The sequence below is a fragment of the Pseudomonas sp. D2002 genome (assembly GCF_013385735.1).
Lineage (GTDB): Bacteria > Pseudomonadota > Gammaproteobacteria > Pseudomonadales > Pseudomonadaceae > Aquipseudomonas.
Genome location: NZ_JACAPL010000002.1, coordinates 195,082 through 209,848, shown reverse-complemented (window position 1 = coordinate 209,848; position 14,767 = coordinate 195,082). Strand labels below are relative to the sequence as shown.

Genomic DNA, 14,767 nt, shown 5'->3' with positions numbered 1-14,767 from the left:
GGTTTCAAGCGACGGCAACGACGTCGAGAATGCGTTGCACCACGCGGTCCTGGTCGATGCCGGCGGCTTCCGCTTCAAACGACAGAATAATGCGGTGGCGCAGCACGTCGAACAGCACCGCCTGGATATCTTCCGGGCTCACAAAATCGCGACCGGCCAGCCAGGCGTGGGCGCGCGCGCAGCGGTCCAGCGCAATGGAGCCGCGCGGGCTGGCGCCGTAGGCGATCCACTCGGCCATTTCCGGGTCGAACTTGGCCGGGGTGCGCGTGGCCATCACCAGTTGCACCAGGTATTCCTCCACGGCGTCGGCCATGTACAGGCCGAGGATTTCCTTGCGCGCGGCGAAGATCGCCTGTTGGCTGACGCGGCGTTCGGGCTTGGTTTCGCCATTGAGTGCTTCGCCACGGGCTTGCTGCAGGATGCGCCGTTCAACGGCGGCGTCCGGGAAGCCGATCTTGACGTGCATCAGGAAGCGGTCGAGCTGCGCTTCGGGCAGCGGGTAGGTGCCTTCCTGTTCGATGGGGTTTTGCGTGGCCATCACCAGAAACAGCGGCGACAACTCGTAGGTGCTGCGCCCGACGCTGACCTGGCGTTCGGCCATGGCTTCGAGTAACGCCGATTGCACCTTGGCCGGGGCGCGGTTGATTTCGTCCGCCAGCACCAGGTTGTGGAAGATCGGCCCTTGCTGGAACACGAAGCTGCCGGTTTCCGGGCGATAGATCTCGGTGCCGGTGATGTCGGCGGGCAACAGGTCGGGGGTGAACTGGATACGATGGAACTGCGCTTCGATGCCTTCGGCCAACTCTTTGATGGCCTTGGTCTTGGCCAGGCCCGGTGCGCCCTCGACCAGCATATGGCCGTCGGCCAACAGCGCGATCAGCAGGCGATCAATGAGTTTTTCCTGGCCGAGAATCTGCGTAGAAAGAAAGGTTCGCAGCGCGAGCAGCGCTTCACGATGTTCCATCGATGACGGTTCCTGGAGAGATTGACCGGGCGTTGAGAAAAAAACGCCTGGCCTGGGGGGCTTACTTTAATGCATCGAGGGGGGCGGAGACTAACGGCGCGCGGGGTATTTTTAGGAAAACTTGTAGGAATTTTGTGTGTATCGCACAAATTGCGCTGAGGCTGATCGTTCCCACGCTCTGCGTGGGAACGCCGCCCGGACGCTCCGCGTCCAGGCAACGCATGCAATGCTCAATTCTTGCGCACGGGTGACGCAGAGCGTCACAGGATGCGTTCCCACGCCGGAGCGTGGGAACGATCAGTGCTTGCCAGCTCCCACATTGATCGTTCCCACGCTCTGCGTGGGAACGCCGCCCGGACGCTCCGCGTCCAGGCAGCGCATGCAAGGCTCAATTCTTGCGCACGGGTGACGCAGAGCGTCACAGGATGCGTTCCCACGCCGGAGCGTGGGGACGATCAGGTGCGGGTATAGGTGCCGGTGCCCTTGAGAATGTTCTGCAGGGTTTCTTCAACTTCAGCCAAATCCGACGCGGCAGTGCTGTGGTTGATCCGCAGCTGATCCTTGCCCCCCAGCGCATCCGCATCGCCCGCCGCCAGCTCGATCAGCAACGTGGTGTCGCTCAGGGTGACCTTCAGGCCATCCAGGGCCGAGGGCTCGTAATCCCAGGTGAGTTCCACTTCATCTTCATCCGGGTACCGGGACAGCATGAACATCTCGCCGTTTTTACCGTGGCAGCAGAGCATGGCCATGTTGTCTTCTTCGTCGTCGCACGGGGTGGCCATCAGTGCGTCGGTGTTCAGTTGCAGCATGGGAAATCCTGTCTTTGGGGAGGGCGCAGCCAGGCAATTGTGCCACTGCGGCGAATTTTGTGCTGCATCGTATGTCAGACCCAGTGCATGACCTGACGGGCCATACCAGTCATTTTCGGTACTCGCGGGCTTGAAAATAGCCGGTTTTTCTGCAGAAAAATCCGGGTTGCGCAAGTCGCAACCGCAAGCCTGCGTACCGATGACCGAATATGTCGCAGCGTCGCAAGCAGCTGTCTTCCTACACTCGTTAAGCTGCGCAACGGATGTGCCCTGTGCCGGGAGTCTGACCTGCCCGTCGTACCGTCACCCTGCATGGCGCACCTCTTATGGAAGTTGTATGTGACCTCATTGTCTTGTCCAGCTTCACCCACCTGTCACCCTGATTCGTTTAAGGTGTTTGTTATCAGCACCGACGACCAGCGCTGACGGTCTCCCCGCAAGGGGATAACACGCGACGCTTCCATCAATAACAAGCCCAAGCGGAGTACCACAGATGGCGTTCTTCACCGCAGCCAGCAAGGCCGACTTCCAGCATCAACTGCAAGCGGCACTGGCGCAGCACATCAGTGAACAGGCACTGCCACAAGTGGCGCTGTTCGCTGAGCAATTTTTCGGCATTATTTCCCTGGACGAACTGACCCAACGTCGCCTTTCCGACCTGGCCGGTTGCACCTTGTCTGCCTGGCGCCTGCTTGAGCGCTTTGATCACACCCAACCGCAAGTGCGGGTCTACAACCCCGATTACGAACGTCATGGCTGGCAGTCGACCCACACCGCGGTCGAAGTGCTGCACCATGACTTGCCCTTCCTGGTGGACTCGGTACGCACCGAGCTGAACCGCCGTGGCTACAGCATCCACACCCTGCAAACCACCGTGCTCAGCGTGCGCCGTGGCAAGAAGGGCGAACTGCTGGAAATCCTGGCAAAAGGCACCCAGGGCGAAGGCATCCAGCAAGAATCGCTGATGTACCTGGAAATCGACCGCTGCGCCAATGCCGCCGAACTCAACGTGCTGAGCAAAGAGCTTGAGCAAGTGCTGGGTGAAGTGCGCGTGGCCGTGGCCGATTTCGAACCGATGAAGGCCAAGGTCCAGGACCTGCTGGCCGGTATCGACGCCAGCCAGTTCAGCATCGACGGCGAAGAAAAAGCCGAGATCAAGAACTTTCTGGAATGGCTGGTGGGCAACCACTTCACCTTCCTCGGCTATGAAGAATTCGTGGTACGTGACGACAAGGACGGCGGTCATATCGAATATGACGCCAGCTCCTTCCTCGGTCTGACCAAGCTGCTGCGTGCCGGCCTCACCGCTGAAGACCTGCGCATCGAAGACTACGCCGTGGCCTACCTGCGTGAACCGACCGTGCTGTCGTTCGCCAAGGCCGCGCACCCAAGCCGTGTGCACCGCCCGGCGTACCCGGACTACGTGTCGATCCGCGAGATCAGCGCCGACGGCAAGGTCATCAAGGAACACCGCTTCATGGGCCTCTACACCTCCTCGGTGTACGGCGAAAGCGTGCGGGTGATCCCGTATATCCGTCGCAAAGTGGCGGAAATCGAACGTCGTTCGGGCTTCCAGCCCAAGGCGCACCTGGGCAAAGAGCTGGCTCAAGTGGTGGAAGTACTGCCGCGTGATGACTTGTTCCAAACCCCGGTCGACGAGCTGTTCAGCACCGTGATGTCGATCGTGCAGATCCAGGAACGCAACAAGATCCGCGTGTTCCTGCGCAAAGACCCGTACGGTCGTTTCTGCTACTGCCTGGCCTACGTGCCGCGCGACATCTATTCCACCGAAGTGCGCCAGAAGATCCAGCAAGTGCTGATGGATCGCCTGAAAGCCTCGGACTGCGAATTCTGGACCTTCTTCTCCGAGTCCGTGCTGGCCCGTGTGCAGCTGATTCTGCGGGTTGACCCGAAGAACCGCCTGGACATCGACCCGCTGCAACTGGAAAAAGAAGTGGTGCAGGCCTGCCGCAGCTGGCAGGACGACTACTCGAGCCTGGTGGTCGAGAGCTTCGGCGAAGCCCAGGGCACCAACGTGCTGGCGGACTTCCCGAAAGGCTTCCCGGCCGGCTATCGCGAGCGTTTTGCCGCGCATTCGGCCGTGGTCGACATGCAGCACCTCAACAGCCTGACCGAAGCCAACCCGCTGGTGATGAGCTTCTATCAGCCGCTGGGCCAGGTTTCCGGCCAGCGCGAGCTGCATTGCAAGCTCTACCACGCCGACACGCCGCTGGCATTGTCCGACGTGCTGCCGATCCTGGAAAACCTCGGCCTGCGCGTGCTGGGTGAATTCCCGTACCGCCTGCGCCATGCCAATGGCCGCGAGTTCTGGATTCATGATTTCGCCTTCATCGCCGCCGAAGGCGTGAACCTGGATATCCAGCAGCTCAACGACACCCTGCAGGACGCGTTCGTGCACATCGTGCACGGCGATGCCGAAAACGATGCGTTCAACCGTCTGGTCCTGACTGCCGGCCTGCCGTGGCGCGACGTGGCACTGCTGCGTGCCTATGCGCGTTACCTGAAGCAGATTCGCCTGGGCTTCGACCTTGGTTACATCGCCAGCACCCTGAACAACCACACCGACATCGCCCGCGAGTTGACCCGGTTGTTCAAGACGCGCTTCTACCTGGCGCGCAAGCTCACCGCCGATGACCTGGAAGACAAGCAGCAACGCCTGGAACAAGCGATCCTCACCGCCCTGGACGACGTTCAGGTGCTCAACGAAGACCGTATCCTGCGTCGCTACCTGGACCTGATCAAGGCCACGCTGCGGACCAACTTCTACCAGACCGACGCCAACGGCCAGAACAAGTCGTACTTCAGCTTCAAGTTCGACCCGCGCGCGATTCCTGAACTGCCGAAACCGGTGCCGAAGTTTGAAATCTTCGTCTATTCGCCGCGTGTTGAAGGCGTGCACCTGCGCTTCGGCAACGTCGCCCGTGGCGGCCTGCGCTGGTCCGACCGTGAAGAAGACTTCCGTACCGAAGTGTTGGGCCTGGTAAAAGCCCAGCAAGTGAAGAACTCGGTCATCGTGCCCGTGGGTGCGAAGGGCGGCTTCCTGCCGCGTCGCCTGCCATTGGGCGGCAGCCGGGACGAGATCGCGGCCGAGGGCATCGCCTGCTACCGCATCTTCATTTCCGGCCTGTTGGACATCACCGACAACCTCAAGGACGGCGCCCTGGTGCCACCGGCCAACGTCGTGCGCCATGACGACGATGACCCGTACCTGGTGGTCGCGGCGGACAAGGGCACTGCGACCTTCTCCGACATCGCCAACGGTATCGCCATCGACTACGGCTTCTGGCTGGGCGACGCGTTCGCCTCCGGTGGTTCGGCCGGTTACGACCACAAGAAGATGGGCATCACCGCCAAAGGCGCGTGGGTCGGTGTGCAGCGTCACTTCCGTGAGCGCGGCATCAACGTGCAGGAAGACAGCATCACTGTAGTGGGCGTCGGCGATATGGCCGGTGACGTGTTCGGTAACGGCTTGCTGATGTCCGACAAGCTGCAACTGGTCGCGGCCTTCAACCACCTGCACATCTTCATCGATCCAAACCCGAACCCGGCGACCAGCTTTGTTGAGCGTCAGCGCCTGTTCGACTTGCCGCGTTCGGCCTGGACCGACTACGACACCAGCATCATGTCCGAAGGCGGCGGTATCTTCTCGCGCAGCGCGAAGAGCATTGCCATCTCGCCACAGATGAAAGAGCGCTTCGACATCCAGGCCGACAAGCTGACCCCGACCGAACTGCTGAACGCCTTGCTCAAGGCGCCGGTGGACCTGTTGTGGAACGGCGGTATCGGTACGTACGTCAAGGCCAGCACCGAAAGCCATGCCGACGTGGGCGACAAGGCCAACGACGCCTTGCGCGTCAACGGCAACGAGCTGCGCTGCAAGGTGGTGGGCGAGGGCGGTAACCTCGGCATGACCCAGCTGGGTCGTGTGGAATTCGGCCTCAATGGCGGCGGTTCCAACACCGACTTCATCGACAACGCCGGTGGTGTGGACTGCTCCGACCACGAAGTGAACATCAAGATCCTGCTCAACGAAGTGGTGCAGGCCGGTGACATGACCGACAAGCAGCGCAACCAGCTGCTGGCGAGCATGACCGACGAAGTCGGCAGCCTGGTGTTGGGCAACAACTACAAGCAGACCCAGGCCCTGTCCCTGGCCGCGCGCAAAGCCTACGAGCGTGCAGCCGAGTACAAGCGCCTGATGAGCGACCTGGAAGGCCGTGGCAAGCTGGACCGCGCCATCGAGTACCTGCCGACCGAGGAGCAGCTCAGCGAGCGTGCCTCCACCGGCAAGGGCCTGACCCGTCCGGAGCTGTCGGTGTTGATCTCGTACAGCAAGATCGACCTCAAGGAAGCCCTGCTCAAGTCGCTGGTGCCGGATGACGACTACCTGACCCGTGACATGGAGACCGCGTTCCCACCGAGCCTGGTCGCCAAGTTCGGCGAAGCCATGCGTCGCCATCGCCTCAAGCGCGAAATCGTCAGCACCCAGATCGCCAACGACCTGGTCAACCACATGGGCATCACCTTCGTGCAACGACTCAAAGAGTCGACCGGCATGAGCCCGGCGAACGTGGCCGGTGCTTACGTGATCGTGCGTGACATCTTCCACCTCCCGCACTGGTTCCGCCAGATCGAAGCCCTGGACCACCAGGTCTCCGCCGAGGTGCAACTGGAGCTGATGGATGAGCTGATGCGCCTGGGCCGCCGTGCCACGCGCTGGTTCCTGCGCAGCCGTCGCAACGAGCAGGACGCTGGCCGTGACACCGCGCACTTCGGTCCGCACCTGGCGGCGTTGGGCCTCAAGCTCGACGAACTGCTGGAAGGCCCGACCCGTGAAGGCTGGCAGAACCGCTACCAGGCCTACACCGAAGCCGGCGTACCGGAGTTATTGGCACGCATGGTTGCAGGCACCACTCACCTGTACACCTTGCTGCCGATCATCGAAGCCGCCGACGTGACCGGGCATGACGCCGCCGAAGTGGCCAAGGCCTACTTCGCCGTCGGCAGCGCCCTGGACTTGCCATGGTACTTGCAGCAGATCAGCGATCTGCCGGTGGCCAACAACTGGCAGGCCGCGGCCCGCGAAGCGTTCCGCGACGACGTGGACTGGCAGCAACGGGCGATCACCATCTCGGTACTGCAAATGGCCGACGCGCCACAAGACATGGAAGCCCGCGTGGCCCTGTGGCTTGAGCAGCACCAGGACATGGCCGATCGCTGGCGCGCCATGATGGTCGAAATTCGTGCCGCCGTCGGCACGGACTACGCCATGTACGCGGTCGCCAACCGTGAGCTGCTGGACCTGGCGTTGAGCGGTCAGTCGGTGCTGCAGCCGGCTTGATCCTGCGGTAAAACAAAAGCCCCCGTATCGTGAGATGCGGGGGCTTTTTGTTAGACCACGATTTACCAAACACCCTTCGATCGTTCCCACGCTCTGCGTGGGAACGCCTCATGGGGCGCTCCGCGCCCCGCCAGCCCGCGCAGACGGCTTGTGACGCAGAGCGTCACGGGCTGCATTCCCACGTGGAACGTGGGAACGATCTAACGGCACGAGGCAACTGTGGGTTAGCGTGCAGTCGCGTCGGCAGGGCCCAGGCAAGGCTGGACGGCTTTCTTCAGCGCGTTGTTGTTTATCGGCATTGTGAACGATGCTGTCAGCGGCTTGCCGCCCTCAGTCGCGGGTGCTAACCGAAGTGTCAGGGTTTGGCCGCGCGAGGCATCGCTGGCCCAGTAGGCTAATTCCTCGCGCGGAACCGGGGTGCTGAGCGCAAAGACCGTACCTATCTGGAAAGACCCGCCGTGATTCCACACGCCATTGACCAGGTGATCGACGGCAACGCGTGTACCTGTGGTGATACGCAGCGGCCCATCGGCAGGGGCATCTTTGCCTTCAAATGGATCGCCGTCCCAGCCCAGTGATTGCGGGCTGATCTCTAGCGTCAGGCCGGCTTTTGGGTTCTGTGGGTGACAGCTGATCGCCAGGTTGGCCTTCGCGTGGTAGTCACCGTAAGCGCTGTCCCCAAAGGTGCGTGCTGCCAGCATCGGGCCGTCTGGGAAGGGCCGCTCAAGCAGCCACACAGGCTGCGCTTCAGTGATGACAGGAGTGTCTGTCGCTGACGTTTCGCCTGCCTGTGCAGAGGGAATCAAAAGGGCAGCTATCAGCGTAAAGGTCTGGGCTCGCATAGAGGTATTTCATCCGCGTGTAAGACTTTCTGGAATGCCGGTATTGTGCAGATTGTCATTGGCCTTTGCTGTCAGTAAATACGCAAAGAACCGTTTTACGGGCTGTGCTCAACAACACCCGATCGTTCCCACGCTCTGCGTGGGAATGCCTCATGGGGGGCTCCGCGCCCCGCCAGCCCGCGCCGACGTCGGACCTTGCGCGCTTGTGACGCAGAGCGTCACGGGCTGCATTCCCACGTGGAACGTGGGAACGATCCAGTGTGGGGCCTGGCATGGTTAAATGAGGGCTGTGCTCAACACAATCAGATCAAGCGAGGGTGTATGCGACTTTGTATTTTCTCGGGCTCAAGCCCAGGCCGATTGCCGGTGTATGCCGAAATGGCCGCTCAACTGGGCGCTGCGCTGGCCAAGGCGGGCATTGGTGTGGTCTACGGTGGCGCTTCGGTCGGTTTGATGGGCGCAGTGGCCGACGCTGCATTGGCCAGCGGCGGTGAAGTGATCGGTGTCATGCCTGAGTTCCTGGCCGAAAAAGAACTGGCTCACACCGGCCTTCAAGACTTGCGCATCGTCAGCTCCATGCACGAGCGCAAGGCGCTGATGGCGGATCTGTCCGACGGCTTTATCGCGTTGCCCGGCGGCATCGGCACGTTTGAAGAGTTGTTTGAGGTGTGGACCTGGGCGCAACTGGGCCAGCACGCAAAACCTTGCGCTTTGTTGAATATCAACGGTTTTTACGACGGCCTGGCCACGTTTCTCGACACCGTTGTCAGCGAGGCGTTTTTGAAGCCGGTGCACCGCGACATGCTTATCGTTGAACCGAACGTGGAGCGTTTGCTGGCCGCGGTGCTGAGCTATCAGGCGCCCAACGTGCCCAAGTGGATCAAGCGAGAAGACACCTGATTGCACAAAACACCGACGCGGCGGTGACCGTCAGTTGAGCTTCAACAATTTCGCTTCCAGATGATCCAGGTGCTGGGTCATCAAACCGACCGCGTGCTTCACGTCGCGTTGCTCCACCGCGTCCACAATCGCCACATGTTCCTGCCACGCGCAATACGTGCAGGCTTGCGCCTCGTATTGGGCAATGATCAACGAGGTCAACGGCACGAGGCTGTTGAGGAACTGCGCCAAGGGCGCGTTACGTGCCATCGCGGCCAATTGCAGGTGAAATTCCCCGGACAGCCGAATCGCCGGGCCGCGCTGATCGCGCTCGATGCACTCACGTTCTTTAGCGATCAATTCGCGTAACTGGCGGATGTGCGCGGGCGTGGCCTGGGCACAGGCGAGCTGAACCACGGTGATTTCCGTCAGCCGTCGCGCTTCCAGGATCTGCTGCGTTTGCTGGGCATCCGGCGCCGCCACTTGGGCGCGCTGGTTGGGGCGCAGGATGATGACTTGCTGGTGCGACAGCTTGGCCAGCACCCGGCGGATCACACTGCGGCTTACCCCAAACGTTTCGCCCAGGCCTTCTTCGGTAAAACGGCTGGAGGGCGCGATGCGTTGTTCGAGGATGGCGTCGAACAAGCGCGGGTAGATGTCATCCACCGAAGGCTTTTTACCGGACACCAGGCGCAGGGCAGGGAGGATGGAATTGCGTTGCAGGGCGTGGGCGGTCATGGCCGGTCTCCAAAATATCAACTGCCCAGATGGTCGTCCGGGATGTTCAAGCGAATGCCCATGCGCAGGCCTTCCTGGAGGATGTGCCGACGCATTTCGGCGCTGGCCAGGGCGCTGTTTTTGTTGCGGATAGCACGCACCACGGCTTCGTTTTCCTGCAGACGTTCGGCCAGGTGTTCGGGCGAGTTGCGCAGCACCTGGGCGCTTTGCTTGAGCGCGTTGCTGGTCTGTTGCACCACGTTCTGGAAGATCGGGTTGGAGGTCAGCGCAAACAGTTCTTCATGGAAGCCGATGTAGGCATTCATGCCCGCTTCGGCATCGCCGGCGTCAAGGGCTTCGCGCATGTCCATCAAGGTGAGGCGCAATTGGCTGACTTCCTTGCTGCTGATGGATTGAGCGACCAGGCCGACGATAAACGGCTCGAGGGTGTAGCGCAGTTGCAGGATGTCTTCGAGGCTGGCGTCGGCCACGGCGTCGCTGGCCTGCGGTTCGCTGACGCTGGTTTCCAGCACCACCACGCCTTTGCCGGGCATCGAGCGCACCAGGCCGAGGGTTTCCAGCACGATTACCGCTTCGCGCAGGCTGGGGCGGCTGATGCCCATCTGTTCGGCCAGTTCACGCTGGCCGGGCAGCATTTCGCCACGCCGCCACTGGCCACGTGCGAGGGCGGCGCGCAGTTTTTCTACGACTGAATTGACGACGGTTGAGGTGCTTATCACGTCGATGGCTCCTTGATGTTGCAAATACGATCGCCACGCTGGCGACGCTCCCACAGTTGATCTGTGTCGCTCATAGAATGGGTCAGAACTCCTGATGCGCCGGCAGCACCGGCTTCTTGGCCTGGAACGCATAGCCTTGCTGGCCGTCGAGCACCTTGTTGGCGCGCTGGATGTCGATGTCTTTTTCCCAGCGGGCAATGGCCACGGTGGCCACACAGTTGCCGATCAGGTTGGTCAATGCGCGGCCAATGCCCATGAACCAGTCCACGGCCAATACCAGCACCAGGCCCACCACCGGAATCGCCGGGATGGCGGTGAGTGTCGCCGCCAGAATCACCAGCGCCGAGCCTGGAATCCCATGGGCGCCCTTGGAGGTTATCAGCGACACCAGCAGAATCGTCAGCAAGTCGGTCATCGACAGTGGCGTGCCGGTGGCGTTGGCGATAAACACGATGGCCAGGGTCAGGTAGATCGAGAAACCGTCGAGGTTGAACGAGTAGCCCGTCGGAATCACCAGGCCAACCGTCGAACTGCCGATGCCCAAGTGCTCGAGTTTACGCATGATCTGCGGCAGCACCGCGTCGGACGAAGCGGTACCCATCACGATCAACAGCTCTTCGCGCAGATACTTGAGCAGCGGCAGCATGCGCAGGCCGGACAGGCGCATCACCAGGCCGAGCACCAGCCCGACAAAGGCAAAGCAGGTCAGGTAGAACAAACCCACCAGGCTGCCCAGGTGTTGCAGCGAATCCAGGCCGTAGGTGCTGGTGGTGAAGGCGATGGCGCCGAACACACCGATGGGCGCCAGGCGCACGATCATGCCCATGATGCGGAAGATCACGTGGCTCAGCTCGTTGATCAACCGCGAAATGCCCGAAGCGGCTTCGCCCACCAGGTTCAGCGCGCTGCCGAACAGCACCGAGAACAGCAGCACTTGCAGCACGTTATTGTCGGCGAAGGCGCCGATCACCGAGTTGGGGATCAGGTCCATCAGGAACTGGCTGGTGCCGCGAATGTGCTGGCCCTTGTCGGCCAACTCATTGAGGCCGGCGGAGGACAACTGCTCCAGGTGGATATTGGCCCCGGTGCCGATGCCGGTGCTGAACGCCATGATCAGGCCGATCACCAGGGCAACGGTGGTCAGCACTTCAAAGTAGATCACTGACTTGAGGCCGATGCGCCCGACTTTCTTCAAGTCGCCGGCGCCGGAAATACCGCTGACCACCACGCAGAACACGATCAGGCCAATCAGCATTTTGATCAGCTTGATGAAGCCGTCACCCAGGGGTTTGAGTTGCGAGGAGAATTCGGGAAGGGCCAGGCCGCAGATGATGCCGAGCATCAGGCCAATCACGACTTGCAGGAAAATCGAACGCGAGCACCATCTGAGCATGGGAGGGATCTCTATTCGGTGCCCTGGTGGTTCCAGGGCTTAATTGTTGTGGTCTTACCGGTAAGTCCAGTGCGCGGCCAGTCTACGCCGGGTTTTTTCGAAACCACAAGTAAATATTCGACGGTTGACAGGTCCCGGTCTGACCAGTTGGTCGGCAAGCGTGATGCTTGAGCGGTTGGCGGGCTGGAAAAAAATTCGCTTATCATCCGCGCCTTGATACGTGAGGTGACGGATGGACAAACCAGGGCTGACCACGGACGAAACAGGGCTGACCCACTGCACCTGGCGCACAGCGGCGGCGGAGTACCCGCGTTACCACGACCACGAGTGGGGCGTGCCGGTAGCCGACGATGTCCAGCTGTACGAGAAGATTTGCCTGGAGGGGTTTCAGGCGGGCATGGCGTGGATCACCATCCTGCGCAAGCGCGAGCAGTTTCGGGCGGCGTTCGAAGGCTTTGATTTTCGCCGCGTGGCGCAGTACGGCGAGGCCGATATTGAGCGCCTGATGAATGACCCCGGTATTGTGCGTAACCGCGCGAAGATTGTGTCGACGATCAACAATGCCCGCAGGGCCTGTGAGCTGGTGGACGAAACCGGCTCGCTGGCGCGTTGGCTATGGGCGTTTGAGCCAGCCGAGGAGGAGCGCCCGGCTGTGGTGGACTGGGCTTACTGGACCGGCAACCCGACGTCGCCAGCGTCGCTGCGTTTATCCAAAGCCTTGAAAAAACGCGGCTGGACCTTTGTCGGCCCGACCACCCTGTATGCGTTGATGCAGGCGATGGGCATGGTTAACGATCACTTGGAAGGCTGTGCTTGCCGGGCGCAAATCGAAGACCTTCGCCGACAATTCAAACGCCCCTGAACCCCAAGCACACCGAGATCAAAATGTGGGAGCGGGCTTGCTCGCGAATACGGTTTTTCAGTCGATGCATTCGGTGACTGACACATCGCCTTCGCGAGCAAGCCCGCTCCCACATTTGTTCAGCGGTGTGGCGAATTATTGTTTAAGCGGCGTCAGCACCTCAGCCTTGTCATCCAGCACCATCACCACCAGCAGCTTGGCCGGCTTGGTCTGGCTGGCATTGCTCGATTCGAAGTGCCGCGAACCGGCCGGTTCATAGAACGATTCACCGACCTTGTAGGTGATCGCTTTTTCATCATTGACCCGCGATGTAATTTCGCCCTCCAGCACATACGCCACGGCCGTGCCGGTATGGCTGTGCGGCACGGTGGCCTGGCCCGGCGCGTAATCGACCGTGAGCATGATGGTTTTCTTACCGGGCACGTTGGTCAAGGCGTGTTCTTGCAGCACCTTGATCGATTCCTGGTTGTACACCGGCTCGTGGGCGAAGGCGCTGAGCGAGGCGAGCATCAGGGAGGCAGCGAGCAATCGTTTCATGATGAGGTTTCCGAGAAGTTCGAGACCTCTTCACCCTACGCCGCAGGCAGCCCTGGACCAATGACCAATCCTGCGGAAAACCCGCTAGCCAATCTGCTGGAGAATATCGCGCACCCGGTCCAGGGCCGGGTCGATGTCCAGCAGCTCGATGGCGCCGAAGCCGATGATCAAGCCGTGCCGCGCGGGCGTGTCATGGAAGAACACATCCACCGGGTACAAGCCCACTTCAACCCGCCGTGCCAACTCCATCAGCAATGGGATGTTCACCGGCACCTTGCACAGCGCGGCCATATGAAACCCCGCTTCGGTAGGCACGGCGTCGAACCACGGCGACAGATCACCCGCCAGCCGTTGCAGGATGCGCTCGCGGCGCCCGGCGTACACCGTATGGCAGCGGCGAATATGCTTGAGCAGGTAGCCTTCGCTGATGAACTTGGCCAGCGCCCATTGCGGCAGTGTGGAACTGTGCTGGTCGGTCAGTTGCTTGGCCTTGATCACCGCCGGGTAAATCGCCGGTGGCAGCACCGCGTAGCCCAGGCGCAACTCCGGCAGCAGGGTTTTCGAGAAGGTCCCGACATAGGTGACCAGGCCACGGCTGTCCATGCTTTGCAGTGAGTCGGTGGGGCGGCCTTCATAGCGGAATTCGCTGTCGTAGTCGTCCTCGATAATGATTGCCCCCAGCTCGAACGCACGTGCCAGCAAGGCTTCGCGGCGTGCCAGGCTCATGGGCATGCCGAGCGGGAACTGGTGGGACGGCGTGACGTAGATCAGCCGCGTGCCCTCCGGGATCTGGTCGACCTGAATGCCCTGCGCGTCGACCGGCACCCCGGCAACGTGGGCGCCCATGGCCATGAACAACTGGCGCGCCGAGCTGTAGCCGGGGTCTTCCATGGCGACGGTGATGCCCGGTTCCAGCACCACGCGGGCGATCAGGTCCAGCGCCTGTTGCGCGCCATTGGTGACCACGATGTCATCGGCGCGGCATTTCACTCCGCGGGAAAACGCGATGTGCCCGGCGATGGCCTCGCGCAGTGCCGGCAAGCCTTCGGGCTGGCTGTAAAAGCCGCTGTCGCGGGCAATGCGGCGCAACGCATCCTGGGTGCAGCGCCGCCATTCATCCTGGGGGAATTGATTGCGCGTGGTGGCGCCGCCGATAAATTCATAACGCAATGTGCTGTCGCGCGTGGGGTGGCGCATGGGCGAGGGCAGCGCCGCCCATTTGCTCAGGTTGGCGGCGCAGGCCAGGTCGGCGGCGGTTTGGATGCGCTCGGTCTGCACCGCATGCGCATTGACGAAAGTGCCACGGCCGGTCTTGCCCACCAGCAGGCCTTCGTAGGTCAGGGTGGCGTAGGTATCGGACACGGTTTTGCGCGATACGCCGATCTGTTCGGCCAACAAGCGGCTGGGCGGCAGTTGCGCACCCGCCGCCAGGCGCCCGGACGCAATCGCCTCGCGCAGCTGGCGGTACAACTGTTCGGCCAGGTCCTTGCGGCCGTTGATCACCACGTGCAGTTCCATGTTTCATCCCAAGGCATTCGCTCTGCACCCAGACTACTCGCTGGCGCGGCGGGCTCAAAATGGTCTGCGCATAAATCGCCGGATTGGCTATAGGGCTTATGGGCTGCGGGCTCTACGCTTGCGCAGGATGACTTGCCCCGCCCG

11 protein-coding genes are annotated in these 14,767 nt (G+C 61.5%); 3 read left to right on the top strand and 8 right to left on the bottom strand.

The window, feature by feature from the left end; all coding sequences use genetic code 11:
• Positions 1-4: 4 nt before the first annotated feature.
• Both HX783_RS01310 and HX783_RS01305 read right to left on the bottom strand, forming a co-directional pair.
• The gene (locus HX783_RS01310) at positions 5-964 is read right to left on the bottom strand and encodes a MoxR family ATPase (protein WP_017739127.1); all 960 of its coding nucleotides are present in this window, start codon (positions 962-964) and stop codon (positions 5-7) included.
• Positions 965-1,419: 455 nt separating this feature from the next.
• On the bottom strand, positions 1,420-1,773 hold the full coding sequence (locus HX783_RS01305) for a hypothetical protein (RefSeq protein ID WP_177015660.1): 354 nt from the start codon (positions 1,771-1,773) through the stop codon (positions 1,420-1,422).
• Between the two features lie 493 nt (positions 1,774-2,266).
• Between HX783_RS01305 and HX783_RS01300 the strand changes: the two genes are divergently transcribed.
• Positions 2,267-7,135 (top strand): NAD-glutamate dehydrogenase, encoded by a 4,869-nt coding sequence (locus HX783_RS01300; RefSeq protein ID WP_177015659.1) that lies wholly within the window; start codon positions 2,267-2,269, stop codon positions 7,133-7,135.
• A 224-nt stretch (positions 7,136-7,359) separates the two neighbouring features.
• Here HX783_RS01300 and HX783_RS01295 read toward each other — a convergent pair whose 3' ends face one another.
• Complete coding sequence (locus HX783_RS01295) at positions 7,360-7,977, bottom strand: hypothetical protein (RefSeq protein ID WP_177015658.1); 618 nt, start codon at positions 7,975-7,977, stop codon at positions 7,360-7,362.
• A 321-nt stretch (positions 7,978-8,298) separates the two neighbouring features.
• On the opposite strand from HX783_RS01295, the gene HX783_RS01290 reads away from it, so the two are divergent.
• On the top strand, positions 8,299-8,877 hold the full coding sequence (locus tag HX783_RS01290) for a TIGR00730 family Rossman fold protein (RefSeq protein WP_159956009.1): 579 nt from the start codon (positions 8,299-8,301) through the stop codon (positions 8,875-8,877).
• A gap of 30 nt (positions 8,878-8,907) precedes the next feature.
• Here the strand turns inward: HX783_RS01290 and HX783_RS01285 are convergent, their stop codons facing one another.
• From HX783_RS01285 to HX783_RS01275, 3 genes are all read right to left on the bottom strand, one after another.
• Positions 8,908-9,594 (bottom strand): GntR family transcriptional regulator, encoded by a 687-nt coding sequence (locus HX783_RS01285; protein ID WP_177015657.1) that lies wholly within the window; start codon positions 9,592-9,594, stop codon positions 8,908-8,910.
• A gap of 17 nt (positions 9,595-9,611) precedes the next feature.
• Positions 9,612-10,313: a FadR/GntR family transcriptional regulator gene (locus tag HX783_RS01280; RefSeq protein ID WP_177015656.1), complete on the bottom strand. Its 702-nt coding sequence runs from the start codon at positions 10,311-10,313 to the stop codon at positions 9,612-9,614.
• 82 nt (positions 10,314-10,395) lie between these two features.
• Complete coding sequence (locus HX783_RS01275; RefSeq protein ID WP_174245675.1) at positions 10,396-11,721, bottom strand: C4-dicarboxylate transporter DctA; 1,326 nt, start codon at positions 11,719-11,721, stop codon at positions 10,396-10,398.
• Between the two features lie 217 nt (positions 11,722-11,938).
• On the opposite strand from HX783_RS01275, the gene HX783_RS01270 reads away from it, so the two are divergent.
• A complete protein-coding gene (locus HX783_RS01270) occupies positions 11,939-12,568 on the top strand; it encodes a DNA-3-methyladenine glycosylase I (RefSeq protein WP_177015655.1) in 630 nt (209 codons plus the stop codon).
• A 135-nt stretch (positions 12,569-12,703) separates the two neighbouring features.
• Here the strand turns inward: HX783_RS01270 and HX783_RS01265 are convergent, their stop codons facing one another.
• On the bottom strand, positions 12,704-13,105 hold the full coding sequence (locus HX783_RS01265; protein WP_177015654.1) for a cupin domain-containing protein: 402 nt from the start codon (positions 13,103-13,105) through the stop codon (positions 12,704-12,706).
• 84 nt (positions 13,106-13,189) lie between these two features.
• Entirely contained in the window at positions 13,190-14,623 is a 1,434-nt protein-coding gene (locus HX783_RS01260; protein ID WP_177015653.1) for a PLP-dependent aminotransferase family protein, read from the bottom strand.
• Between the last annotated feature and the right edge of the window lie 144 nt (positions 14,624-14,767).